This is a genomic window from Pseudomonas cerasi, assembly GCF_900074915.1.
Taxonomy (GTDB): Bacteria; Pseudomonadota; Gammaproteobacteria; order Pseudomonadales; family Pseudomonadaceae; genus Aquipseudomonas; species Aquipseudomonas cerasi.
On sequence record NZ_LT222319.1, the window covers coordinates 5,710,223 to 5,732,907 of the forward strand.

Annotated in this window: 21 protein-coding genes; 8 read left to right on the forward strand and 13 right to left on the reverse strand. The window is 59.9% G+C overall.

Features of this window, described 5'->3' with window-relative positions:
- The first annotated feature begins 138 nt into the window (after nucleotides 1–138).
- The 5 genes from PCPL58_RS27805 to PCPL58_RS27825 all read left to right on the forward strand — a co-directional run bounded on the left by PCPL58_RS27805 (nucleotide 139) and on the right by PCPL58_RS27825 (nucleotide 5,269).
- Nucleotides 139–699, forward strand: a complete 561-nt coding sequence (locus PCPL58_RS27805; RefSeq protein WP_065350928.1) for a chorismate--pyruvate lyase family protein — start codon at nucleotides 139–141, stop codon at nucleotides 697–699.
- The gene (ubiA, locus tag PCPL58_RS27810) at nucleotides 699–1,592 is read left to right on the forward strand and encodes a 4-hydroxybenzoate octaprenyltransferase (RefSeq protein WP_054082248.1); all 894 of its coding nucleotides are present in this window, start codon (nucleotides 699–701) and stop codon (nucleotides 1,590–1,592) included. Before PCPL58_RS27805 ends, ubiA begins: the two co-directional genes overlap by 1 nt.
- Nucleotides 1,593–1,755: 163 nt before the next feature.
- A complete protein-coding gene (phoB, locus tag PCPL58_RS27815; RefSeq protein WP_002555882.1) occupies nucleotides 1,756–2,445 on the forward strand; it encodes a phosphate regulon transcriptional regulator PhoB in 690 nt (229 codons plus the stop codon).
- Between the two features lie 96 nt (nucleotides 2,446–2,541).
- Nucleotides 2,542–3,828 (forward strand): phosphate regulon sensor histidine kinase PhoR, encoded by a 1,287-nt coding sequence (gene phoR / locus PCPL58_RS27820; protein ID WP_232002964.1) that lies wholly within the window; start codon nucleotides 2,542–2,544, stop codon nucleotides 3,826–3,828.
- A 100-nt stretch (nucleotides 3,829–3,928) separates the two neighbouring features.
- Nucleotides 3,929–5,269, forward strand: coding sequence for a hemolysin family protein (locus tag PCPL58_RS27825; protein ID WP_003367992.1), 1,341 nt, complete (start codon nucleotides 3,929–3,931; stop codon nucleotides 5,267–5,269).
- A gap of 61 nt (nucleotides 5,270–5,330) precedes the next feature.
- Here the strand turns inward: PCPL58_RS27825 and PCPL58_RS27830 are convergent, their stop codons facing one another.
- The 8 genes from PCPL58_RS27830 to PCPL58_RS27865 all read right to left on the reverse strand — a co-directional run bounded on the left by PCPL58_RS27830 (nucleotide 5,331) and on the right by PCPL58_RS27865 (nucleotide 15,816).
- Nucleotides 5,331–6,233: a peptidoglycan DD-metalloendopeptidase family protein gene (locus PCPL58_RS27830; protein WP_003367990.1), complete on the reverse strand. Its 903-nt coding sequence runs from the start codon at nucleotides 6,231–6,233 to the stop codon at nucleotides 5,331–5,333.
- Nucleotides 6,234–6,423: 190 nt separating this feature from the next.
- Nucleotides 6,424–7,311 carry a response regulator gene (locus PCPL58_RS27835; RefSeq protein ID WP_003432838.1) on the reverse strand — a complete coding sequence of 296 codons (888 nt, stop codon included), beginning with the start codon at nucleotides 7,309–7,311 and terminating at the stop codon, nucleotides 6,424–6,426.
- Between the two features lie 204 nt (nucleotides 7,312–7,515).
- Nucleotides 7,516–8,277: a phosphate signaling complex protein PhoU gene (phoU, locus tag PCPL58_RS27840; protein WP_002555887.1), complete on the reverse strand. Its 762-nt coding sequence runs from the start codon at nucleotides 8,275–8,277 to the stop codon at nucleotides 7,516–7,518.
- Between the two features lie 70 nt (nucleotides 8,278–8,347).
- Entirely contained in the window at nucleotides 8,348–9,181 is an 834-nt protein-coding gene (gene pstB, locus PCPL58_RS27845) for a phosphate ABC transporter ATP-binding protein PstB (RefSeq protein WP_003401255.1), read from the reverse strand.
- Nucleotides 9,182–9,247: 66 nt separating this feature from the next.
- Entirely contained in the window at nucleotides 9,248–10,864 is a 1,617-nt protein-coding gene (gene pstA / locus PCPL58_RS27850; protein WP_173926094.1) for a phosphate ABC transporter permease PstA, read from the reverse strand.
- Nucleotides 10,865–10,933: 69 nt separating this feature from the next.
- Entirely contained in the window at nucleotides 10,934–13,219 is a 2,286-nt protein-coding gene (locus PCPL58_RS27855) for an ABC transporter permease subunit (protein ID WP_054082249.1), read from the reverse strand.
- A 142-nt stretch (nucleotides 13,220–13,361) separates the two neighbouring features.
- Nucleotides 13,362–14,360, reverse strand: coding sequence for a phosphate ABC transporter substrate-binding protein PstS (locus PCPL58_RS27860; protein WP_003367977.1), 999 nt, complete (start codon nucleotides 14,358–14,360; stop codon nucleotides 13,362–13,364).
- 166 nt (nucleotides 14,361–14,526) lie between these two features.
- Nucleotides 14,527–15,816, reverse strand: a complete 1,290-nt coding sequence (locus PCPL58_RS27865) for an MFS transporter (protein WP_003432834.1) — start codon at nucleotides 15,814–15,816, stop codon at nucleotides 14,527–14,529.
- Between the two features lie 430 nt (nucleotides 15,817–16,246).
- On the opposite strand from PCPL58_RS27865, the gene PCPL58_RS27870 reads away from it, so the two are divergent.
- Nucleotides 16,247–16,648: an acyl-CoA thioesterase gene (locus tag PCPL58_RS27870; RefSeq protein WP_065350930.1), complete on the forward strand. Its 402-nt coding sequence runs from the start codon at nucleotides 16,247–16,249 to the stop codon at nucleotides 16,646–16,648.
- Between the two features lie 91 nt (nucleotides 16,649–16,739).
- On the forward strand, nucleotides 16,740–17,651 hold the full coding sequence (locus tag PCPL58_RS27875) for a D-hexose-6-phosphate mutarotase (RefSeq protein WP_003432833.1): 912 nt from the start codon (nucleotides 16,740–16,742) through the stop codon (nucleotides 17,649–17,651).
- Between the two features lie 20 nt (nucleotides 17,652–17,671).
- On the opposite strand, the gene PCPL58_RS27880 is transcribed toward PCPL58_RS27875, so the two are convergent.
- From PCPL58_RS27880 to purE, 4 genes are all read right to left on the reverse strand, one after another.
- Nucleotides 17,672–18,214: a DUF3299 domain-containing protein gene (locus PCPL58_RS27880; protein WP_003367971.1), complete on the reverse strand. Its 543-nt coding sequence runs from the start codon at nucleotides 18,212–18,214 to the stop codon at nucleotides 17,672–17,674.
- Between the two features lie 83 nt (nucleotides 18,215–18,297).
- Nucleotides 18,298–18,543, reverse strand: a complete 246-nt coding sequence (locus tag PCPL58_RS27885) for a GlsB/YeaQ/YmgE family stress response membrane protein (protein ID WP_002555896.1) — start codon at nucleotides 18,541–18,543, stop codon at nucleotides 18,298–18,300.
- Between the two features lie 336 nt (nucleotides 18,544–18,879).
- The gene (locus PCPL58_RS27890; RefSeq protein ID WP_003349746.1) at nucleotides 18,880–19,962 is read right to left on the reverse strand and encodes a 5-(carboxyamino)imidazole ribonucleotide synthase; all 1,083 of its coding nucleotides are present in this window, start codon (nucleotides 19,960–19,962) and stop codon (nucleotides 18,880–18,882) included.
- Nucleotides 19,963–19,971: 9 nt separating this feature from the next.
- Nucleotides 19,972–20,463 (reverse strand): 5-(carboxyamino)imidazole ribonucleotide mutase, encoded by a 492-nt coding sequence (purE, locus tag PCPL58_RS27895; RefSeq protein WP_003340324.1) that lies wholly within the window; start codon nucleotides 20,461–20,463, stop codon nucleotides 19,972–19,974.
- Nucleotides 20,464–20,848: 385 nt separating this feature from the next.
- On the opposite strand from purE, the gene PCPL58_RS27900 reads away from it, so the two are divergent.
- Nucleotides 20,849–21,340, forward strand: a complete 492-nt coding sequence (locus PCPL58_RS27900; RefSeq protein WP_232002868.1) for a zinc metalloprotease — start codon at nucleotides 20,849–20,851, stop codon at nucleotides 21,338–21,340.
- A gap of 166 nt (nucleotides 21,341–21,506) precedes the next feature.
- Here the strand turns inward: PCPL58_RS27900 and PCPL58_RS27905 are convergent, their stop codons facing one another.
- The gene (locus PCPL58_RS27905) at nucleotides 21,507–22,418 is read right to left on the reverse strand and encodes a LysR substrate-binding domain-containing protein (protein WP_003367967.1); all 912 of its coding nucleotides are present in this window, start codon (nucleotides 22,416–22,418) and stop codon (nucleotides 21,507–21,509) included.
- Nucleotides 22,419–22,685: the final 267 nt, after the last annotated feature.

Below are 22,685 nucleotides of genomic sequence, written 5' to 3' on the forward strand. Positions count from 1 at the left end.
GTCTTCTGAAGGGGCGTTGTACTGATCGACAGGCGCGGATGCAAGTCTGATTCTATAACTCAGGCTCTACCGACCGTCGGTCGAGACCGGCAATCATGCTAAGCTCGCGGCCTCGTTGGCTGCCGGAACTGGCTTACCGTGACCCAGCAATCCCCCGCATTCATTGGCCCTGTCTGGTTTGAGCGCGAGCAATTGATCGACGTGCCGGACCCGGTAATGCTCGAGTGGTTGTTCAATCAGGACTCCCTCTCTCGCCGCTTGGACCGTTTGTCTGATGGTCGTTTCAGCGTATTTCCGCAGTTTGAAGGCTGGCAGCTGTTGCGCCCTGACGAGTGCCTGGCGCTGGGCCTGCCAGAGGCTGGCGAGGGCTGGGTGCGCGAGGTGTATTTGCGCGGCAACGGCAACCACTGGGTGTTCGCGCGCAGCGTCGCCGCCCGTAGCGCCCTGCAGGATGGCGGCCTGAATATGGATGAGCTGGGCACTCGTTCTCTGGGTGAGTTGCTGTTCAGCGACCCGGCGTTCGTGCGCGGCACACTTGAGGTGTGTCATTACCCCGAGGCCTGGCTACCCGCTGCCGACGCAGCGCGCGGACTGTGGGCACGCCGCTCGCGATTCGATCGCGGCGCATTGAGCGTGCTGGTCGCCGAAGTTTTCCTGCCAGCCCTGTGCACTGCGATCCACGACAAGGACCACGCCTGATGTACCTGTCCCTCCTCAAATCCCTCAATCGTCTGAGCCCGCGCGCCTGGGACTTCATCCAGCTGACACGCATCGACAAGCCCATCGGCGTCTACCTGCTGCTGTGGCCGACCCTGTGGGCGGTCTGGATTGCAGGCAAGGGCGCGCCCTCGCTGCAGACCGTGTTCATTTTTGTGCTCGGCGTGTTTCTGATGCGGGCGGCAGGCTGTGTGATCAATGACTTCGCCGACCGCAAGGTGGACGGCCACGTCAAACGCACCGAGCAACGTCCGCTGGTCAGCGGCAAAGTCAGCTCCAGGGAAGCGCTGGTGCTGTTTGCGGTGCTGGTCGGCCTGAGCTTTGTGCTGGTGCTGTTTACCAACGCGACGACCATCTGGCTGTCGTTCGGCGGTCTCGCCCTGGCGGCCAGCTATCCGTTCATGAAGCGCTACACCTATTACCCGCAAGTGGTGCTGGGTGCTGCGTTCTCGTGGGGCATGCCGATGGCCTTCACCGCCGAAACCGGCGAGTTGCCCGCTGCAGCCTGGTTGCTGTACATCGCCAACCTGCTGTGGACGGTGGGCTACGACACCTACTACGCCATGGTCGATCGCGACGACGACCTGAAAATCGGCGTGAAATCCACGGCAGTACTGTTCGGCGATGCCGACCGGGTCATCATCCTGACCCTGCAAGGGCTGGCACTGGGCTGCCTGATACTGGCCGGTGCGCGCTTCGAACTGGGCGCGTGTTTCTACATCGGCCTGCTGGCAGCGGCAGGCTGTTTCGCCTGGGAATTCTGGAGCACCCGTGAGCGCGGGCGAGACGCCTGCTTCAAGGCCTTCCTGCACAACCACTGGGCCGGGCTGGCGATATTCCTGGGCATCGTCGCCGACTACGCGGTGCGCGGATAACGACACTGCCAGCCTGCGCACGACTGAAATAAATTCATGATCGCGAGGCCTGCGGGCCCCCGCAGCCTGTCAGCGTGCTAGCCTCATTCAGACCTGTCACACGACTGCAATAATTCCGTTATCTAATGCGCCCCAAGACAGTTAAATGACAAGAGGTTCGAGCATGGCTGGCAGGAGCATCCTGATCGTTGACGACGAAGCGCCAATTCGCGAAATGATCGCCGTTGCGTTGGAAATGGCTGGATACGACTGTATTGAAGCCGAAAATTCTCAGCAGGCCCACGCGATCATCGTGGACCGCAAGCCTGACCTGATTCTGCTCGACTGGATGCTGCCTGGCACATCCGGCATCGAACTGGCCCGGCGCCTCAAGCGTGATGAACTGACCGGGGACATCCCGATCATCATGCTTACCGCCAAGGGTGAAGAGGACAACAAGATCCAGGGCCTGGAAGTGGGCGCCGACGATTACATCACCAAGCCTTTCTCGCCCCGCGAACTGGTGGCGCGCCTCAAAGCCGTGCTGCGTCGTGCCGGCCCGACTGACGGCGAAGCGCCCATCGAAGTCGGCGGCCTGCTGCTCGACCCGATCAGCCACCGTGTCACCATCGACGGCAAACCCGCCGAAATGGGCCCGACCGAATACCGTCTGCTGCAGTTCTTCATGACCCACCAGGAGCGCGCCTACACACGCGGTCAGCTGCTGGATCAGGTATGGGGCGGCAACGTCTACGTCGAAGAACGCACCGTCGATGTTCACATCCGCCGCCTGCGCAAGGCCTTGGGGGATGCGTATGAAAATCTGGTACAAACCGTGCGCGGCACTGGCTATCGTTTCTCGACCAAGAGCTGACAACCGCTGCGTCGATGCAAGGCAATGGCCAGTGCAGACCAGACAAGGATTTACCCCTAATTGAATCAAAATTGGCACGGCACTCTGATACGCCACATGTTGTTGCTGGTCACCGCCTGCCTGTTGGTCGGTCTGATCAGTGGGCAGTATGCCTTGAGCCTGGCCGCCGGGCTGGGACTGTATCTGGCCTGGACCCTCAAGCAACTGTTACGCCTGCACGACTGGCTGAGCAGCCACAAGGCTGACGAGCCGCCTCCGGATGGTTATGGTCTGTGGGGCGAAGTCTTCGACAGCATCTACCACCTGCAACGTCGGGATCAGCGCGTCCGTGGCCGCCTTCAGGCCGTTATTGACCGCGTGCAGGAGTCCACCGCCGCGCTGCGTGATGCAGTGATCATGCTCGACAGCGATGGCAACCTGGAGTGGTGGAACCGTGCCGCTGAAACCCTGCTGGGCCTGAAGACGCCACAGGACAGCGGTCAACCCGTGACCAATCTGGTGCGGCATCCACGCTTCAAGGAATACTTTGCGCTGGGCGACTACAGCGAACCGCTGGAAATCCCGTCGCCAACCAACGATCGCCTGCGCATTCAGTTGCTGATCACCCGTTACGGCAACAACGAACACCTGATGTTGGTCCGCGATGTGACGCGCATCCATCAGCTGGAGCAGATGCGCAAGGACTTCGTCGCCAACGTGTCGCACGAGTTGCGGACACCGCTCACGGTGATCTTCGGCTATCTGGAAACGCTGCTCGACAACGTCGACGAGGTCAATCCGCGCTGGGTACGTGCGCTGCAACAGATGCATCAGCAAGGCGGGCGCATGCAGACGCTGCTCAATGACCTGCTGTTGCTGGCCAAGCTCGAGGCCACCGATTACCCGTCGGACAATCACCCGGTGGTCGTCAATACACTGCTCAAGACCATCACCGCCGATGCAAACGCGCTGTCGGGCAGCAAGAACCAGCAGATCCACCTCAGCCTGGAAAGCGACATGCGCCTCAAGGGCAGCGAAAGCGAGCTGCGCAGCGCGTTTTCCAACCTGATCTTCAATGCCGTGAAATACACACCGGCCGAGGGCGTGATCCGTATTCGCTGGTGGGCCGACGAACGGGGCGCGCACCTGAGCGTGCAGGATTCAGGAATCGGCATCGAGACCAAACACCTGCCGCGCCTGACCGAGCGCTTCTACCGGGTCGATACCAGCCGCGCGTCCAATACCGGCGGTACAGGGCTCGGTCTGGCCATCGTCAAACATGTGCTGCTGCGCCATCGCGGCAACCTCGAGATCAACAGTGTTCTCGGCAAGGGCAGTGTTTTTATCTGTCACTTTGCCAGCGCTCAGTTGTCCAAACCCGCGAGCGACGATTCAGACTACTAGGCAATCCTGCTTCGAGCCGCTACATTGCCGGGTTCATGGCGTCTTCTCTGACGTGACACGACCCTCTTCCTGATTAATACGGACCCTGCAAAACCCCATCATGGACCCTTCCCCTAGTTTTAACCTGTCTTCACTCTTCGCCGATTTCGGCATGATTCTTTTTGCTTTGTTCCTGGTCCTGCTCAACGGCTTTTTCGTTGCGGCAGAGTTCGCCATGGTCAAACTGCGCTCGACCAAGGTTGAAGCCATTGCCGACAAGAACGGCTGGCGCGGGCACATCCTGCGCAAGGTCCATGGCCAGCTGGACGCCTACCTTTCGGCCTGCCAGCTGGGTATCACCCTCGCCTCTCTGGGTCTGGGCTGGGTCGGTGAACCGGCCTTCGCGCACCTGCTGGAGCCGTTGCTCGCGGCGATGGGCGTGGACACACCGGAATTGATCAAGGGCGTGTCGTTCTTTACCGCCTTCTTCATCATTTCCTATCTGCACATCGTGATCGGCGAGCTGGCCCCCAAATCCTGGGCGATCCGCAAGCCGGAGCTGCTGTCGCTGTGGACAGCGGCGCCGTTGTACTTCTTCTACTGGTTGATGTACCCGGCCATCTACCTGCTCAACGCCAGCGCCAACGCCATTCTGCGCATCGCTGGCCAGGGTGAGCCCGGCCCGCACCATGAACACAGCTACAGCCGCGACGAACTGAAACTGATCCTGCACTCCAGCCGTGGCCAGGACCCCAGCGATCAGGGCATGCGCGTGTTGGCGTCGGCGGTGGAAATGGGCGAGCTGGAAGTGGTCGACTGGGCCAACTCCCGCGAAGACATGGTGTCGCTGGACTTCAATGCGCCGCTCAAGGAAATCCTCGCCTTATTCCGCCGTCACAAATTCAGCCGTTATCCGCTGTATGACGCTGAACGTGGCGAGTTTGTTGGCCTGCTGCACATCAAGGACCTGCTGCTGGAGCTGGCAGCGCTGGACCATATTCCGGAGTCGTTCAACCTCGCCGAGCTGACCCGCCCGCTGGAACGTGTTTCCCGGCACATGCCTTTGTCACAGTTGCTCGAGCAGTTCCGCAAGGGTGGCGCGCACTTCGCCGTGGTAGAAGAAGCCGACGGCAAGATCGTGGGCTACCTGACCATGGAAGACGTGCTCGAAGTGCTGGTGGGCGACATCCAGGACGAACACCGCAAGGTTGAACGCGGCATTCTCGCCTATCAGCCCGGCAAACTGCTGGTACGGGGCGATACGCCATTGTTCAAGATCGAGCGCCTGCTGGGCGTCGACCTGGATCACATCGAAGCAGAGACGCTGGCCGGTCTGATCTACGACACGCTCAAGCGTGTGCCGGAAGAAGAGGAACAGCTGGAAGTCGAAGGCCTGCGCATCATCATCAAAAAGATGAAAGGCCCGAAAATCGTTCTGGCCAAGGTACTGAAGCTGGACTGACCCGATCAGCGCCGCCTGCCCAAGGGCGGACGCAGGGCGTGGAGCTATGAATAGCTCCCCCTCAATTCCCGCCGACGGCGAAGTTGGGCAGACTCTGTACCGGTGTGGCGAATTCGTAGGGGATCGAGACCAGTTCGTTGCCCGAGTTGCGCTGCACGACGAAGTGCAGGTGCGGGCCGGTGCTGTTGCCGGTGTTGCCCGAACGTGCCAGCGCTGTTCCAACACTCACCCGTTGACCTTCCCTGACACTCACCGAGCCGCGCATCAGGTGCAGGTAGACGCCCATGGTGCCGTCGTCGTGCAGAATGCGCACAAAGTTGCCTGACGCATTCGAGCCGCGCCCTGACTGGCTGTTTTCGATCTTCACCACCGTGCCGCCGCGCGCGGCAATGATCGGCGTGCCCTCCGGCATGGCGATGTCCATTGCATAGCGCCCCTTGACGCCGTAATGGCTGTATCGGCCATTCGGGCCCTGCGTCAGGCGAAACGGCCCGCCAATCCAAGGCAGCGGGTATTTATAGGCTTGCACCGAGCCCTTGGGATCACCCAGGGTTGAAGTCAGCACCGAGGCGTAGTTCATCGGCTTGCTCCCCACCTTGGGGCTCAAGACCACCACGCGCTGGTTGCTGCGCGCAGGGATCGTGCGACGCAACGTTGCCGACGAGCCAGAGACCCCCAGCACGTTGGTCACACTGGAAAGCCTGAGTTCGACTTCGACCGGGGCGTACAGATCGTTGCGCACATACAGGCTGTGTACGCCCTTTTCACGCCTGACACTCAAGTGCACCTGGCCGTCGATACGCTCGACCATGCGGTCCCGAAACACCATGACCGATGCGCCGGGCGTCGGCCGGTCCGAAAAGGACACCACGCCATTGGCATCGGTGAATTTATAAATCGTGACAGCCCCGGCCGACTGCACAGTCAACGTCAGGGCAAACAGGATAAGCAGGCGTTCAAGCATCGGAGATGTTCGGGTTCAAGGGCACTGGGTGCAAAGCCTAGCAGCCTTGCAGGCAGAAGAGGACGCAAGGGTATCAATCGGACATGAATGAAGCGTCAAGGAAGGCGCGCCAGAGGCTCGGTACGCGGTGTCGTGTAACACCGCGCAAGGCTGACGCGCATGGGCATGCCACTCAGCTCAGAGGCAGATATCAGGCGCCCGGGATGAAGTGCTTCTGCGCCGTGCCACGAGCAATCAGACGCGACAGGTAATCAAGCTTCTGCGCGTCGTGATCGACAAAGCGGAAGGTTACTTGCAACCATTCGCTGTCGGGCTTTTGCTCGAACGCGGCAACAGAGTGCAGATAGCCGTTCAGGCGTGCGACCTCGTTTTCCTCGCCCTGCTCAAGGTCCAGCACCGCGCTATCGAGTACCTGTGGCAGGTTTTCGCTGACGCGAATCACCAGTGTGGCGTCTTTCAGGGTGAGGGCCTTGATCACACACGACTGAGTGCCGTTGGGCAGACGCAACTGGCCCTGGCCGCGACCGGTCGGCTCTGCCGATCTGACGGGTGCAGGGGCTGGCTTGGGAGCAGCGGCGGCGGCAACAGGCGCGGCACGAACCACTTCGGCCTTGCCACCGGTCAATGCGCTCAGCGAGTCATTGAGCGGCGAGTTCATGCGTGCCGGGGCTGTCGACATGACGGCGTCGAGCTTGCCGACTTTTGCCAGTGCTTTCTTGACCTTGGTCAGCAGCTGTTCATTGGTGAACGGCTTGCCGACAAAATCGGTCACACCGGCCTGAATGGCCTGCACGACGTTTTCCTTGTCACCACGGCTGGTCACCATGATGAACGGCACGGTTCTCAGGTAATTGTCTTGCTGACGGCACCATGTCAACAGCTCCAGGCCGGACATTTCTGGCATTTCCCAGTCGCACAGAATCAGGTCGAACGCCTCTTTGCCCAGCAACGTCTGAGCCTTGCGACCATTGACCGCGTCCTCGGTATGAATCCCGGGAAAATAATTGCGCAGCCCTTTCTTGACCAAGTCGCGAATGAAAGTCGCGTCATCCACCACCAATACACTGACCTTACTCATCGACGCTCCTGCGGGCGTGTTCACCTGGAGGCGAACTGCGGTATGCCAACACGCCCTTTGTTTCGGCAAGCATAGCGTTGACCGATAGCCAACTGCCATATTGATTGACTGCGCCGCGACATTTAATCCGCAGGCGACGGGAAATACTGATCTGCGTAACGAAAAACGCCCAGCGCGTGCTGGGCGTTTTTCTCGCAGGCAATCTTACTTATCGTCAGCGTCGCCCGGAACATTAGCGGTTTCGCTCGATATACCCTGCACTTCTTCCTTCATGCGCTTGAGACCCATGTGCCGCACGTCGGTCCCACGCACGAGATAGATCACCAGCTCGGAAATGTTGCGCGCATGGTCGCCGATTCGCTCCAGAGAGCGCAGCACCCAGATGACGTCCAGTACCCGGGAGATCGAGCGTGGATCTTCCATCATGTAGGTCGCCAGCTCGCGCAGGGCCGTCTTGTACTCGCGGTCGATGGTCTTGTCGTACTGCGCCACCGACAGGGCCAGCTCGGCGTCGAAACGGGCGAACGAATCCAGCGCATCGCGCACCATGTTGCGCACCTGATCGCCGATGTGACGTACCTCGACGTAGCCGCGTGGTGCCTCGCCCTCTTCGCAGAGCTTGATGGCACGGCGCGCGATCTTGGTCGCTTCATCACCAATGCGCTCCAGGTCGATCACCGACTTGGAAATGCTGATGATCAGGCGCAGGTCGGACGCCGCAGGCTGACGACGAGCCAGAATGCGCAGGCATTCCTCGTCGATGCTGCGCTCCATCTGATTGATCCGGTCGTCGACCTCGCGAACACGTTGGGCTAGACCGGAGTCTGCCTCGATCAGCGCTGTGACCGAATCGTTCACCTGCTTCTCGACCAGGCCACCCATTTCGAGCAAATGGCTGCGAACGTCTTCGAGTTCAGCGTTGAACTGTTGGGAAATGTGATGCGTATGGCTGTCTTTGTGGATCATGCTGGGTGTCCTTGGAACGTCCGGTTAATTGCGAAAACGCAGCGGTGGTTCAGGGCTGACGAAGCACGTACTACCCGTAACGACCGGTGATGTAGTCTTCTGTCTGTTTTTTTGCCGGGTTGGTGAACAAGGTATCCGTATCACCAAACTCGACAAGCTTGCCCATGTACATAAACGCGGTGTAATCCGACACCCGAGCCGCCTGCTGCATGTTGTGGGTAACGATCACAATGGTGTATTTCGATTTCAGTTCGTAGATCAGTTCTTCGACTTTAAGGGTCGAAATCGGATCGAGTGCCGAACAGGGTTCGTCGAGCAGCAGGACTTCCGGCTCCACGGCGATCGTTCGGGCAATGACCAGACGCTGCTGCTGCCCCCCGGATAAACCCAATGCCGACTCATGCAGTCGATCCTTGACTTCATCCCAGAGCGCAGCGGCTTTCAGCGCCCACTCGACAGCTTCATCGAGCACGCGCTTCTTGTTGATCCCCTGAATACGCAGCCCGTAGACCACGTTTTCATAAATCGTCTTGGGGAACGGATTGGGCTTCTGAAACACCATGCCGACGCGGCGACGCAACTCGGCGACTTCCTCGCCCTTGGTGTAGATGTTGTGCCCGTACAGGTTGATCGCACCCTCGACCCGGCAACCATCGACCAGGTCGTTCATGCGGTTGAAGCAGCGCAACAACGTCGATTTGCCACACCCGGACGGACCGATGAACGAGGTCACCTTCTGCTTCGGGATATTCAGGGCAATATCGAACAGCGCCTGCTTGTCGCCATAGAACAGATTCAGGCCCGGCACTTCGATGGCCACGCTCTCGTCGGCCAGATCCAGACGTTGCTTGTGACGCCTCAGGGCCGACATGTTCATGCCACTCGTCGGGCTTTCATGCTGCATGGATTGCTCCTGTGCGAACTGTTCGCGTCATCGCACGGCCGCGTTTGCCAAAGGGCGAATTCGGGATCAATTGTCGAGCGCCTTGTACTTTTCCCGCAAATGGTTACGGATGCTCACCGCCGACAGATTGAGCAAGGCGATGACCAGCACCAGCAGCAGCGCGGTGGCATACACCAGCGGGCGTGCGGCCTCGACGTTGGGGCTCTGGAAGCCGACGTCGTAAATGTGGAAACCCAGGTGCATGATCTTCTGATCGAGGTGCAGATAAGGATAGTTGCCGTCCAGCGGCAGCGACGGCGCCAGCTTGACGACGCCCACCAGCATCAAGGGCGCAACTTCCCCGGCGGCACGCGCCACCGCGAGGATCAACCCGGTCATCATCGCCGGGCTGGCCATTGGCAGTACGATTTTCCACAGCGTCTCGGCCTTGGTTGCACCCAGTGCCAGCGAACCTTCACGCAGGGTCAGCGGAATGCGCGCCAGCCCTTCTTCCGTCGCGACGATCACCACCGGCACGGCAAGCAGTGCCAGGGTCAGCGAGGCCCATAACAGGCCCGGCGTACCGAACTTCGGGGCCGGCAGCGCTTCAGGAAAGAACAGCCGATCCACCGAGCCGCCCAGCACATAGACGAAGAATCCCAGGCCAAACACGCCGTAGACAATCGCAGGCACACCGGCAAGGTTGTTCACAGCGATGCGAATCAACCGGGTAACCGGCCCCTGGCGCGCATACTCACGCAGGTAGACCGCCGCCAGCACACCGAACGGCGTGACAATCACGGCCATGATCAGGGTCATCATCACCGTGCCGAAGATCGCCGGGAAGATACCGCCCTCGGTGTTGGCTTCGCGTGGGTCGGCGCTGAGAAACTCCCACAGTTTCTCGAAGTAGAAGCCAAGCTTGGTCACCGTGCCCATCGCATTGGGCTGATAGGCACGCACCACTTTGCCCAGGCTGAGCTCGATCTCTTTACCGTTGCCATCGCGTGCGGTCAGGCTGTCGCGATCAAAGGCCTGGTGCAGCCCGTCAAGGCGCGCCTCGATCACCTTGTAACGCGCATCCAGCTCGGCCCGCTCGGCAGCCATGTCCGCTTGCGCGGCGGCATCCAGTCGGCCATCGAGTTCCAGCTTGCGGGCCTGCAGGCGCAGGCGCTCGATACCGTGATTGATGGCACCAATGTCTTTCTTTTCCAGGCTGTAGAGCTCGTCAGCCAGCTTTTCGACGCGTTTGATGCGCTCTTGCAGGACTGGCCATGCCGCCTCGCCTTCGGCCACGACACGCCCGTCTTCCTTGACGTTGACCAGATAGCCGTAGAAATTGCCCCACTCGCGACGCTCCAGCGTCATCAGGTCTGCAGGCCGGCTCTGCCCGGTCAGCCATTCGCCTACCACCCAGTTGAAGTCACTGGGGTTGAGATCGCGATTGCCGACCTTGAACAGCTCGCGGGTCATGAATTCCGGCCCTTGATCAGGCACCGGCAGGCCCGCGCTTTTCAGGCGCGCACGAGGTACTTGCTCCTGCTCGACCCGCTCGCCGACCAGAACGCTCGATTCCTGATTGGGCACCGCGTACTGCGCGCTCACCAGATCGGCGGGCCAGAAATGCCCAAGGCCACGCACGGCGATCACCGCCAACAGGCCGATGGTCATGATCACAGCGATGGATACGGCACCCGCACTCATCCAGACGCCGGGGGCGCCACTTTTGAACCAGTTCCTGAGGGAGTTCCGCTTCACCAACGCCTACCTTCCTTACAGCGACGAGTATTGCTTGCGCAGACGCTGACGAATCAGCTCTGCGAGGGTGTTCATCACGAAGGTGAACATCAACAGCACCAACGCCGCGAGAAACAGCACCCGATAATGGCTGCCGCCCACTTCCGACTCCGGCATCTCCACCGCGACATTGGCCGCCAGCGTACGCATGCCTTCAAACAGGTTCATGTCCATGATCGGCGTGTTACCGGTCGCCATCAGCACAATCATGGTTTCCCCCACGGCCCGGCCCATGCCGATCATCAAGGCGGAAAAGATGCCGGGGCTGGCGGTCAGGATCACCACCCGCGTCAGGGTCTGCCACGGCGTCGCGCCCAGTGCCAGCGAACCCAGCGTCAGGCTGCGCGGCACGCTGAACACGGCGTCTTCGGCAATCGAATAAATGTTGGGGATCACCGCGAATCCCATGGCGATGCCGACTACCAGTGCATTGCGCTGATCGTAGGTGATACCCAGGTGGTCACGAATCCAGGTGCTCATGTCACCCGCGAAGAACCAGTTCTCCAGATGCGGGCTCATGCTCAGTGAAAACCAGCCCACCAATAGCACGACCGGAATCAGAATCGCGCCTTCCCAGCCATCGGGAATACGCAAGCGAAACGAATCAGGCAGGCGGGTCCAGAAAAAGCCCACCAGCAAAATGCCGATCGGCGTAAGCAGCAACAGGCTGAAGATGCCGGGCAGATGCCCTTCCAGATACGGGGCCAGAAACAATCCGGCAAAAAAGCCGAGAATCACCGTCGGCATCGCTTCCATCAATTCGATCACCGGCTTGACCTTGCGGCGCATGCCCGGGGCCATGAAGTAGGCGGTGTAGATCGCGGCAGCCACGGCCAGCGGCGCGGCCAGCAGCATGGCGTAGAACGCCGCTTTCAGCGTGCCGTAGGTCAACGGCGCCAGGCTCAGCTTGGGCTCGAAGTCGGAGTTGGACGCCGTGGACTGCCAGATGTACTTGGGTTCATCGTAATTCTCGTACCAGACCTTGCCCCACAGCGAACTCCAGGAGACTTCCGGGTGCGGGTTGTCCAGCGTCAGCGGCAGCAGCTTGCCAGCGCTTTCAATCAGAATCCGGTTGGCGCGTGGCGATAACGCCAGAATACCGGGCCCCTCGGCGACCTTGTCGATCAGCAGGGTGCGGTGCGCTGTGCTGTGAAATACGCCCAGCTTGCCGGAAGCATCCAGAGCGATGAACCCCTTGCGGCGCTGCTCGGCCTTGATCTGCGCGATCGGTGCGCTGCCCAGGCTGAAATCGCGGATGCGCATCAGGCGCTGCTCACCGTCAGTGTCCCGGGCCATGAACCACTGGGACATACTGCCCTTCGAGTTGCCGATGATCAGCGAAATGCCGCCGACCAGTTGAGCGCTCGCCGTGATCTCGGCGTTGCCGTCTTCCAGCAATTTATAGCGGCCATTGAGGCTGCGATCGCGCAGGCTGAACACATCCGCCTGCGCGCGCCCGTTGATGACATACAACCATTGCTGACGCGGGTCGATGTAGATCGCCTTGACCGCTGCGGACATCTGCGGCAACTCGACACGCGTCTGCTCGCGGGTCATCTCGCCGGTCATCATGTTTTCTTTCTGTTCGAGCGAGATGACATGCAACTGAGTGCCGGTAGACCCTGCCAGCTTCAGGCTGTCGCCATCGGCACTGACGGTGACATGCTCGACCGCACGCCCGGCCTCATCCAGTACCAGGGGCGCTTCGCCGTAAGGCCAGGCCACGCTCGGGGTGATGGTTTTCTGATCGTTCGGGTAGGTCGTCAGGTAAGAATGCCTGAACACCAGCACCTGACCGTTGGACAAACCAAGGGCTATCAAGGGCGCGCCGGGCTGATCCTTGCCGATGGACGCAACGGACACGCCCGCAGGGAGCGGCAAGGCAATGCGCCGCAGCTCTGCGCCGTCCTCGCTGTTGAAAAAAACCACTTCGCCCTTGTCGGAAATGCGCATGCCGATTTGGTTCTGCTCTTCGATGGTAATCATCAGCGGAGCGCCGGCATCCTGCAGCCAGGCGGTATTCAGCGCAGGTTCGGCGGTCAGGCTGGCGCCTTTGAAGAGCGGCGCAACGACATAGGCCAGGTAGAAAAAGATCAGCGTAATGGCAGCCAGCACGGCAAGGCCGCCAATGGCGACGTACCAGTGAGTGAGCCGGTCGGTAAACGCACGGACACGACGCTTGCGCACCATCGCGGGCGTATTGAAATCAATACGCGCTGGAGGCGAGCTCTGGTCCATCGTCGATTTGAACAGCTCATTCATGCGCACACACCGTAGACGCCTTGTATGACAGAAACATTACAGCAAGGTGACGCAAGAAAGCCCGCTGCCTGCGAAACCGGCGGCGGACTGTTCAATTTGTATGCAGGCCAGTCCATTGAGCCCCGCTCCAACGCGTACGTGACTACTTTACCGCCACGCCGCCCGCGCCCTGCAGGCCAAGATCGGCCAGCGTCTTCTCGACGACACGGGCGGGCAGCGGGATGTAACCGTCCTTCATCACCACTTCCTGGCCCTGTCTCGACAGCACCAGTTTTACAAACTCGGCCTCCAGCGGCGCCAAGGGCTGGTTCGGCGCCTTGTTCACGTAGACATAAAGGAAGCGCGACAGGGGATAACTGCCGTTCAGGGTATTGGCTTCGCTGTCTTCGACAAACTCGCCCCCTTCCTTCTTCGCCAGCGGCACAGTTCTGACGTTGGATGTCTTGTAACCGATGCCCGAATAACCGATGCCGTTAAGCGAATTGCTGATCGCGCTGACCACCGAAGCAGAGCCGGGCTGCTCGTTGACGTTGGCCTTGAAGTCGCCTTTGCACAGCGCTTCTTCCTTGAAATAACCGTAGGTACCCGACACTGAGTTACGACCGAACAACTGGATCGGTTTCCCTGCCAGATCGCCGGTCACGCCGACATCACCCCAGGTTTTCGCATCTGCCCTAGCGCCGCACAGGCGGGTCGCGGAAAAGATCGCGTCCACTTGCTGCAGGGTCAGGCCCTTGATCGGGTTGTCCTTGTGCACAAAAACCGCCAAAGCATCCACCGCGACCGGGATGGCAGTGGGCTTGTAGCCATGCTTCTGCTCGAAAGCCGACAGCTCGCCGTCCTTCATCCTGCGGCTCATCGGGCCCAGATTGGCCGTGCCCTCGGTCAGCGCGGGTGGCGCCGTGGAGGAGCCGGCCGCTTGAATCTGGATGTTCACGCTCGGGTATTCTTTCTTGTAGGCCTCGGCCCACAGGGTCATCAGATTTGCCAGGGTATCGGAGCCGACACTGGAGAGATTGCCCGACACACCGGAGGTCCTGGTATAGGCCTGGATGGCAGGGTCGACCGCAGCCAGCGTATTGGCTGCCGTCACTCCGGCGGCAACCAATGTCAGTGCAGTCATCAAACGCTTGAGTGTCATCCTTGCGCTCCTGGCAGGGTGTGTAGGTGTCCACGAGCCTTTTTGGGCCAGTCTTATGACTACTCTATGAATTGATTATGACAATAAGATGAAAAGGCTATCGACCTATGCAGGTAGATAGCCTTTGGCTGTAGCGGTGCCCGAGCGATTCAGCAGCGGCTGATGATCAGCGCTTTCGGCTCAGCAAAAACACACCGATGGCCATGCCCAGACCGCAGAGGATCGCGACATACCACGCCGGCCCCATCGGACTGCTCTTGAGCATGAAGGTCACGACCATCGGCGTCAGACCGCCGAAGATCGCGTACGCCAGGTTGTAGGAGAACGACAGCCCCGAGAAGCGCACCACAGGCGGGAATGCCTTGACCATGACGTAAGGAACCGCGCCGATCGTACCGACGAACAGGCCCGTCACGGCATACAGCGGGAACAGCACTTCCGGATGGCTGCCGAGGATGTGATAGAACGTCCAGGAACTGACCAGCAAACCTGCGCTGCCCAGCAGAAACACCCAGCCTGCGCCGAAACGATCCGCCAGCGCGCCCGCAGCGATGCAACCCACGCTCAGGAAGACAATCGCCAGGCTGTTGGCTTTCAGCGCGGTAGCGGCCGGAAAGCCATAGATGGTTTGCAGGATGGTCGGTGTCATCAGGATCACGACGATGATGCCGGCAGACAGCAACCAGGTCATCAACATCGACAGCGCAACGGCGCCACGATGATCACGCAGTACCGCCTTGAGCGGCACCTCTTCGGCCAGTGCCTTGCGCAGTTGCAGCTCGGCAAACACCGGCGTTTCATGCAGCAGGCGACGCAGATACACCGACATCAGACCGAACACGCCACCCAGCAGGAAAGGGATACGCCATGCGTAATCCGATACCTCGACGGGGGTATAGATGCTGTTGATCGCCGTGGCGACCAGCGAGCCCAGCAGGATGCCCGCGGTCAGGCCCGCGGTCAGGGTGCCGCAGGCATACCCGACACGCCGTGCAGGCACATGCTCGGACACGAAGACCCAGGCGCCAGGCACTTCACCGCCGATGGCGGCACCTTGAATGACGCGCATCAACAACAGCAGAATCGGCGCCCACATGCCGATCTGTGCGTAGGTCGGCAGCAGACCCATGATCAGGGTCGGCACCGCCATCATGAAAATGCTCAGCGTGAACATTTTCTTGCGCCCCAGCAGATCGCCGAAGTGCGCCATGATAATGCCGCCCAGGGGTCTCGCCAGATAACCGGCGGCGAAAATGCCGAACGTCTGCATCATGCGCAGCCAGTCGGGCATGTCCACCGGGAAAAACAGTTTGCCGACCACCGCCGCGAAAAACACGAAAATGATGAAGTCGTAGAACTCCAGCGCGCCACCCAGGGCCGACAGCGAAAGGGTTTTGTAATCGCTGCGAGTCAAAGGCCGCGCAGGCTGCGTGGAACTTGGAGGAACAGATGACATGACAAGGCTTCTCTTTACGTGTTCTTTGAAAAGGGGCGAGCGACAGCAACGCTGGCTGCTGCGGGGTGCCGTGCAGAAGCGATTGTCGGGAGCAACGGCGCAGATAGGCACCAAAATTGCGTGTACAGGCAGTCTTGTCACCTGTAGAGGTCCAGCAAGATAGCAAATTGCTACAAAAAACACATGGCAGAACTGCCACTGACACAAAATGAAGACCCACGGTCGTTCTATGACGCAACGCCCGATATACTCGCAAGTCGTCAACAGCCTTGGGAAGTTGTGCGAAAACGTCTGAATCAGCGGGTTTCGCAGAGTTTCCCTTTGGGCCACACCGGCGCTGAACACATAATGTTCATGCTCATGGTTTTGAATGGCACCTGTTAACCGCGACATACAATAATGAGAGTCATGGGTCAGAGGCACCCTAGGCATGATCGAGCTCGAACAAGAAGATCCAATCCCGCAAGGCGACCTTGCACTGCAAATCACCGCCCTTCCCCGCGAAACCAATGGCTTTGGTGACATCTTTGGTGGCTGGCTGGTGTCCCAGATGGACCTGGCAGGCACAGCTATGGCCAGCAAAGTCGCGGGTGGCCGCGTGGCGACCGTCGCCATTGATCGCATGGCATTTCTGGTCCCGGTCGCGGTCGGCGAACAGCTTTCCTTCTATACCCGCACCCTGGAAGTCGGACGCACCTCGATCAAGATGATGGTCGAAGTGTGGAGCGACGACCCGCTCACCAGCGAATGGCGCAAGGTCACCGAGGCCGCGTTCGTATTCGTGGCCATAGATGCCAGCGGCCGGACGCGCTCGGTTCCCGCGCGACGGTAAATTGTCGCTCGGCTCCAGGTTGGCTGCCCGGTTAAACTCGCCCTGCATGAAGCGGTCTATTTTCGTCACGGTCATTGAGTGAGAACTTTGCATGCCAACATCCCCGGTTGAACCCACCGTTGAATCCATCCTTTACGATGAGCTGAACTGCTGGCGTATTTGCCACGGCGAAGCAGAGCTGCTGGTTGCGCAACAAGGCGCACACATCCTCAGCTATCAAGTGGCCGGGCAGCAGCCGCTGGTGTGGCTGAACGAAGAGGCCGTTTTCAAGCGCGGCAAACCCATTCGTGCAGGCATGCCGATCTGCTGGCCGTGGTTCGGCAATCTGGAGCGCAACCCGCAAAGCGTGCAGGCCATGCGCGACAGCAGCGAACCTGCCAAGGCACATGGCGAAGTGCGAGCGCTCGATTGGCAGTTGCTGGGTATCGGCGCAGATGGCGATGCACTGCTGGTGGAGTTCGTCCTTCCCGAGGCCGAAGGCCACTTGCCGGGCTGGCCGCACAATGTCGCCCTGAAACTGAGCATTCGTCTGGACCACGCACTGAATGTCAGTCTGGTCAGCTACAACTGTGGCACTGAGCCTGTGGTGATCAGCCAGGCGCTGCATACCTATTTCGCAGTCAGCGATGTACGTCAGGTCAGCGTCGAAGGGCTCGACGGCCTGCGTTACATCGAAACCCTGGCAAACTGGGAAGAACGCGAGCAGACCGGCGACCTGACCTTCACAGGCGAAACCGACCGCATCTACAAGGACACACCAGGCGTGCTCAGCATCGTTGACCCGCAGTGGCAGCGACGCATCCACATCCGCAGCACGGGCTCGAACTCAGCCATCCTATGGAACCCGTGGATCGAGAAGACCGGCAAGTTCACCGACATGGCAGCAGACGGCTGGCAGCGCATGGTCTGCGTCGAAACCGCCAACGTGCTGGACGACGTGGTCACCCTGGCACCGGACCAGATGCATGTTCTGGGAGTGAGTATCTGGAGCGAGGCGCTCTGATCAGTAATTGATCAAGCCCATCAAAGGTCCGACTCAACCACCACGCGGACCTTTGACGCATCCATCGCATACGCAGCATCGGCAAGGTCGTTACTGACCTTCTCGATTTTCAGGGTGCCTTCTACCCACAGTGGTGTGTAGATATCATCCAGTTTCAGACCCTTGGGGTAACGCACCAGCACCAGTTGGTTAGGCGGCGGTGGTGGAACGTGAATGCAGGCGCCTGGATAAGGCACGATGAAGAACAGCGTGCTGCGACCCTTGGCGTCGGTTTCGAGAGGCACAGGGTAGCCGCCAAGACGAATCGTCTTGCCGTTCATTGCCGGGACGGTTTTGGTCGAATACATGACTGCAGGCAAACCCTTGCTCTGCTTCAGTCCACCCTTGCTGTCGAACGTGCCCATGGCTTCCGGAGAATTGTGGTCAATCTCGGGCATGGCTTCGAGGGCTTTTTGATCGGACTTGGGCATCAGCTCAAGCCAGTCGGTTTCCGGCAACTGGGCGTATGCGGGACCGCAGAGCGCGGATAACAGCAGAAGAGTCATCAACAGGAAGCGACGCATGATAAAGCTCGGCAAAGGGGTGGAAAGTTGCCGAGCATTCTAGCCCTCTGCGCACTGTAAAACAGAGGGCTGACGCCTAAGCGTTATTTCTTTTTGATCATGCCGTAGATAACCAGCAGGATGATTGCACCTACCAGCGCGCCGAGGAAACCTGCACCCTCGCCTGCCTGATAGATACCCAGCGCCTGACCACCATAAGTGGCTGCAAGCGAACCGGCGATACCCAGCACGATGGTCATGATCCAGCCCATGCTGTCGTCGCCCGGCTTCAGAAAGCGAGCCAACAGACCAACGATCAGGCCGATAAAGATGGTTCCAATGATACCCATGCCATTTCCCTCTGTATTAAGTGAATACGCCCGGGCTGACAGCAGCCCCGACCTACTGCTATCTGAGAACGACGAGAGGGAATGGTTCCGGCGCAATGGCCAGTTTGCTTCGGGGTGGAGAATTCTTCATGAATGACGGGGCTGAACCTACCTGAACGGAGGCTAGGCGTCTCGAACAGTGCTTCAACGCGACGCATCGGCACGACAGTTAGAAACGCTCGTTCCGCAAGCTCTGCGTGGGAATGCAGTTCTCGACGCTCCGCGTCGCAAAAGGACGCGGAGTGTCCTGAAACTGCGTGCCAACGCGGAGCATCGGCACGCTAGCCGTGGGTCTGATCAGCCTTTGATCAGCGCTTCTACCAACTTCACCTGACGATCCAGCGTTGCGCGGTCAGCGCTGCGAACCGTGGCGTGTCCGACCTTGCGGCCAGCCTTGAACGCCTTGCCGTAGTGATGCAGGTGGCAGTCTTCGACAGCGATGACCTTGTCCACTGCGGGTACTTCACCGATGAAGTTGAGCATGGCGCTTTCACCGACCTTGGCTGTAGAGCCCAGCGGCAGACCGGCAACCGCCCGCAGGTGATTTTCGAACTGGCTGCACTCGGCGCCTTCGGTGGTCCAGTGACCGGAGTTGTGGACGCGCGGCGCAATCTCGTTGGCTTTCAGGCCACCGTCGACCTCAAAGAATTCGAATGCCAGCACGCCCACGTAATCCAGCTGCTTCAGGACGCGGCCGGCGTAGTCTTCGGCCAGTGCCTGCAAAGGATGATCAGTGCTGGCGATGGACAGACGCAGGATGCCGCTGTCATGCGTGTTGTGCACCAGCGGGTAGAACCGGGTCTCGCCATCACGCGCGCGCACGGCAATCAACGACACTTCACCGCTGAACGGTACGAAGCCTTCCAGCAGGCACGGCACGCTGCCCAGCTCGGCGAATGTGTCGACCACATCGGCTGCCGAACGCAGGACCTTCTGGCCCTTGCCGTCATAACCCAGGGTGCGGGTTTTCAGCACGGCAGGCAGACCGATGCTGGCTACTGCAGCATCCAGGTCGGCCTGCGACTGGATATCGGCGAATGCCGGCGTCGGGATGCCCAGGTCCTTGAACATGCTCTTTTCGAACCAGCGGTCACGCGCAATGCGCAACGCTTCGGCGCTCGGATAGACCGGTACGAACTGTGACAGAAACGCCACGGTCTCGGCCGGAACGCTTTCAAACTCGAAGGTCACCAGATCGACTTCATCCGCCAACTGACGCAGATGATCCAGATCGCCGTAATCGGCACGCAGATGCTCGCCAAGTGCCGCAGCACAGGCGTCCGGCGCAGGATCGAGAAAGGCGAAGTTCATGCCCAGCGGCGTACCTGCCAATGCCAACATGCGGCCCAGCTGGCCGCCACCGATTACACCGATCTTCATGGAAAAACCTCAGGCGTGGCGTGGGTCTGGATTGTCCAGGACGCTGTCTGTCTGTTCAGTGCGAAATTTCTTCAGCGCTGCGTGGAATTGCGGGTGCTTTGCGCCGAGGATGCTCGCTGAAAGCAGCGCTGCGTTGATTGCACCCGCCTTGCCGATCGCCAGGGTCGCGACCGGGATACCGGCCGGCATCTGCACGATCGACAACAGCGAGTCGACACCCGAGAGCATTGAAGACTGCACCGGAACGCCCAACACAGGCAGGTGGGTCTTGGCAGCGCACATGCCCGGCAAGTGAGCGGCACCACCAGCACCGGCGATGATCACTTCAATGCCACGGCCTTCCGCTTCGTCGGCGTACTGGAACAGCAGATCCGGTGTGCGGTGCGCTGACACCACCTTGACTTCAAAAGGGATGCCGAGCTTTTCCAGCATATCGGCGGTGTGGCTAAGGGTGGACCAATCGGACTTGGAGCCCATGATCACGCCAACCAGTGCGCTCATCGTCGAGCCTCTCATCGGGCGCCCGCAGGCGCGTCTGAAAACAACAAGCCACGCGGGGGAACCGGCGTGGCTTGTTGTACGAATAATGACCGGTTTAACCGGCCAAAGGCCGCGCAGTATACCGCAAAGCGCCAGGATGACAGCCCCCATACGCTCAACCGTCCAGGTTTTTATAGCGGAAGGCAGCACGGAAAAACCCGGCAGAGAATCGGCACTTGTACTGCACACTAATCAAACAAGGGCTACTGCGATAGATGTCGATCCTGATTTCCTGTCAACGCCAGTTGCTATTAGATCTCCGGCACCGGGCTACACACGGCCGGCCACAATCCACCTACTCAAGGATGAGTGCGATGATCAAGAAATATACAAGCTGTCTGCTGCTATGCGCGCTGGCGCTGAGCCACGCGGCATGCGGCATGCGGCATGGGCCAACAATAGCGCCTCCAGGCAACCGTTGACCCTGTACCTGGTTCTCCACAACGACACGTCACATCACGGCACCCAGGAACTACGCCAGGACTACTTCGCCTGGCTCATAAAAGATCTGGAAAGCTTCACGGGTCGTTATGTGCGATTGGCGTTCATTCGCGACGTCCCGGGCCTTACTGACTTCGCTTATCAGAGCGACGATGTAGACGAAACCTATTACGCCTGGAAAAACAGGATGGATCGGTATGTCATCGACAACGGCCTGGAGCGCAACGCGACCACCAAGTACCTGCTGTTGACTCAGAACAGGATCAACTCAAAGACTCTGGGCGCCAGCACCGACAAAAGCTATACAGGCATAGCCTCACTGGAAACATTCGCAATCCCCGCGCACGAGCTGGGCCATATGCTCGGCGGCACTCATGAGGCCGCAGAGGTTATCTAGAAGGGGGGATGGTGGTGTCAGACGAATATCATCGAAAACCACGAAAAAATACGCTCCAATTGCTATGTCTACAGCGACGCCAACAAGCAAATCATTGCTGATCATCTGAACAGATTTCCCTGAGCAGACCAGGGTCGCTCTCCGGCATCGCCAGGAGCGGCGCTTGTCACCGGGAATCTGGCGCCGCCGCACCTTCAAGCTTGCGCCACAACAGGCGCACGTTGGCCTTGCGCACCAGTGCGCAGCGGTACAGGCGGATCTCCAGCGGCACATGCCACTGTGGTCCGCCACACACCACCAGTTCACCACGCGCCAGCTCGGCGCGCACACTCAGTTGCGGCACCCAGGCAATCCCCAACCCTTCCAGCGCCATGCTTTTCAAGCTGTCGGCCATTGCCGTCTCGTAAACCGTCGTGAAGCGCAGATTGCGCTGACGCAACAACAGGTTCACCGACCGCCCGAGAAAAGCCCCGGCGCTATAGGCAAGCAGCGGCACACTGCCCTCGCCTTCCATATCGAATAACGGCCGCCCCTCGGCATCGGCGGCACAGACCGGCAACATCTCGGTGTGGCCCAAATGCAGCGAGGGAAAGATTTCGGCGTCCATCTGCAGCGCGGCATCGGGATCGTAGAACGCCAGCATCAGATCACAGCCACCTTCGCGCAACGCATGCACCGCGTCGCCGACGTTGGTTGCCACCAGCCGGGTGGCAATGTTCAGCCCTTCGTTGCGCAATTGGGCGATCCAGCGCGGAAAGAACCCCAGTGCCAGAGAGTGCGCCGCAGCCACCTGCATGACCTCGCCCTGCCCGCCTTCCAGGTGATGCAGATGACGCACGACTTCGCCCAGTTGCTCGACCACGGTACGGGCCGTGACCAGAAACAATTGTCCGGCAGCGGTCAACTCGATGGGTGTACGCGAGCGATTGACCAGTGTCAGCCCCAATGCCGACTCAAGACTGCGAATACGCCGGCTGAATGCCGGCTGAGTCACGAAGCGACGCTCGGCGGCCTGAGAAAAGCTGCGAGTGGCCGCCAGGGCGCTGAAATCCTCCAGCCATTTGCTTTCCAGATTCATCAGGTCCTCCCGGACAATGGATGACGGCTTCGACAGGCAATTGCGCGTGCCCTGCGGCACCAGTTTGCAGCGTCCTGGTGGGACGCCCGGCGAAGCGAGGCGGATACATACCCTGACGGCGCAGCAAATGTGACCGAAGAAGCGCACCGGTGCGACATTTTGCCCCCTTTACGCACTGAACGGAATCCAGGTCACGCGCTGATTATGCCGTTATTGCATAGGCCAGCGTTTAACAGCATTGGCCAATCGAAGACGGCAAGCCCACTA

Coding starts and splice junctions, on each gene's coding strand:
- PCPL58_RS27890 (WP_003349746.1), bottom strand. CDS start 19,962: ATGAAGATCGGTGTAATCGGTGGCGGCCAGCTGGGCCGCATGTTGGCA.
- PCPL58_RS27875 (WP_003432833.1), top strand. CDS start 16,740: ATGCCAACATCCCCGGTTGAACCCACCGTTGAATCCATCCTTTACGAT.
- PCPL58_RS27830 (WP_003367990.1), bottom strand. CDS start 6,233: ATGCTTGAACGCCTGCTTATCCTGTTTGCCCTGACGTTGACTGTGCAG.
- PCPL58_RS27880 (WP_003367971.1), bottom strand. CDS start 18,214: ATGCGTCGCTTCCTGTTGATGACTCTTCTGCTGTTATCCGCGCTCTGC.
- phoR (WP_232002964.1), top strand. CDS start 2,542: ATGTTGTTGCTGGTCACCGCCTGCCTGTTGGTCGGTCTGATCAGTGGG.
- ubiA (WP_054082248.1), top strand. CDS start 699: ATGTACCTGTCCCTCCTCAAATCCCTCAATCGTCTGAGCCCGCGCGCC.
- purE (WP_003340324.1), bottom strand. CDS start 20,463: ATGAGCGCACTGGTTGGCGTGATCATGGGCTCCAAGTCCGATTGGTCC.
- PCPL58_RS27865 (WP_003432834.1), bottom strand. CDS start 15,816: ATGTCATCTGTTCCTCCAAGTTCCACGCAGCCTGCGCGGCCTTTGACT.
- PCPL58_RS27870 (WP_065350930.1), top strand. CDS start 16,247: ATGATCGAGCTCGAACAAGAAGATCCAATCCCGCAAGGCGACCTTGCA.
- pstB (WP_003401255.1), bottom strand. CDS start 9,181: ATGCAGCATGAAAGCCCGACGAGTGGCATGAACATGTCGGCCCTGAGG.
- PCPL58_RS27835 (WP_003432838.1), bottom strand. CDS start 7,311: ATGAGTAAGGTCAGTGTATTGGTGGTGGATGACGCGACTTTCATTCGC.
- pstA (WP_173926094.1), bottom strand. CDS start 10,864: ATGAGTGCGGGTGCCGTATCCATCGCTGTGATCATGACCATCGGCCTG.
- PCPL58_RS27825 (WP_003367992.1), top strand. CDS start 3,929: ATGGACCCTTCCCCTAGTTTTAACCTGTCTTCACTCTTCGCCGATTTC.
- PCPL58_RS27855 (WP_054082249.1), bottom strand. CDS start 13,219: ATGAATGAGCTGTTCAAATCGACGATGGACCAGAGCTCGCCTCCAGCG.
- phoB (WP_002555882.1), top strand. CDS start 1,756: ATGGCTGGCAGGAGCATCCTGATCGTTGACGACGAAGCGCCAATTCGC.
- phoU (WP_002555887.1), bottom strand. CDS start 8,277: ATGATCCACAAAGACAGCCATACGCATCACATTTCCCAACAGTTCAAC.
- PCPL58_RS27885 (WP_002555896.1), bottom strand. CDS start 18,543: ATGGGTATCATTGGAACCATCTTTATCGGCCTGATCGTTGGTCTGTTG.
- PCPL58_RS27860 (WP_003367977.1), bottom strand. CDS start 14,360: ATGACACTCAAGCGTTTGATGACTGCACTGACATTGGTTGCCGCCGGA.
- PCPL58_RS27905 (WP_003367967.1), bottom strand. CDS start 22,418: ATGAATCTGGAAAGCAAATGGCTGGAGGATTTCAGCGCCCTGGCGGCC.
- PCPL58_RS27900 (WP_232002868.1), top strand. CDS start 20,849: ATGCGCGCTGGCGCTGAGCCACGCGGCATGCGGCATGCGGCATGGGCC.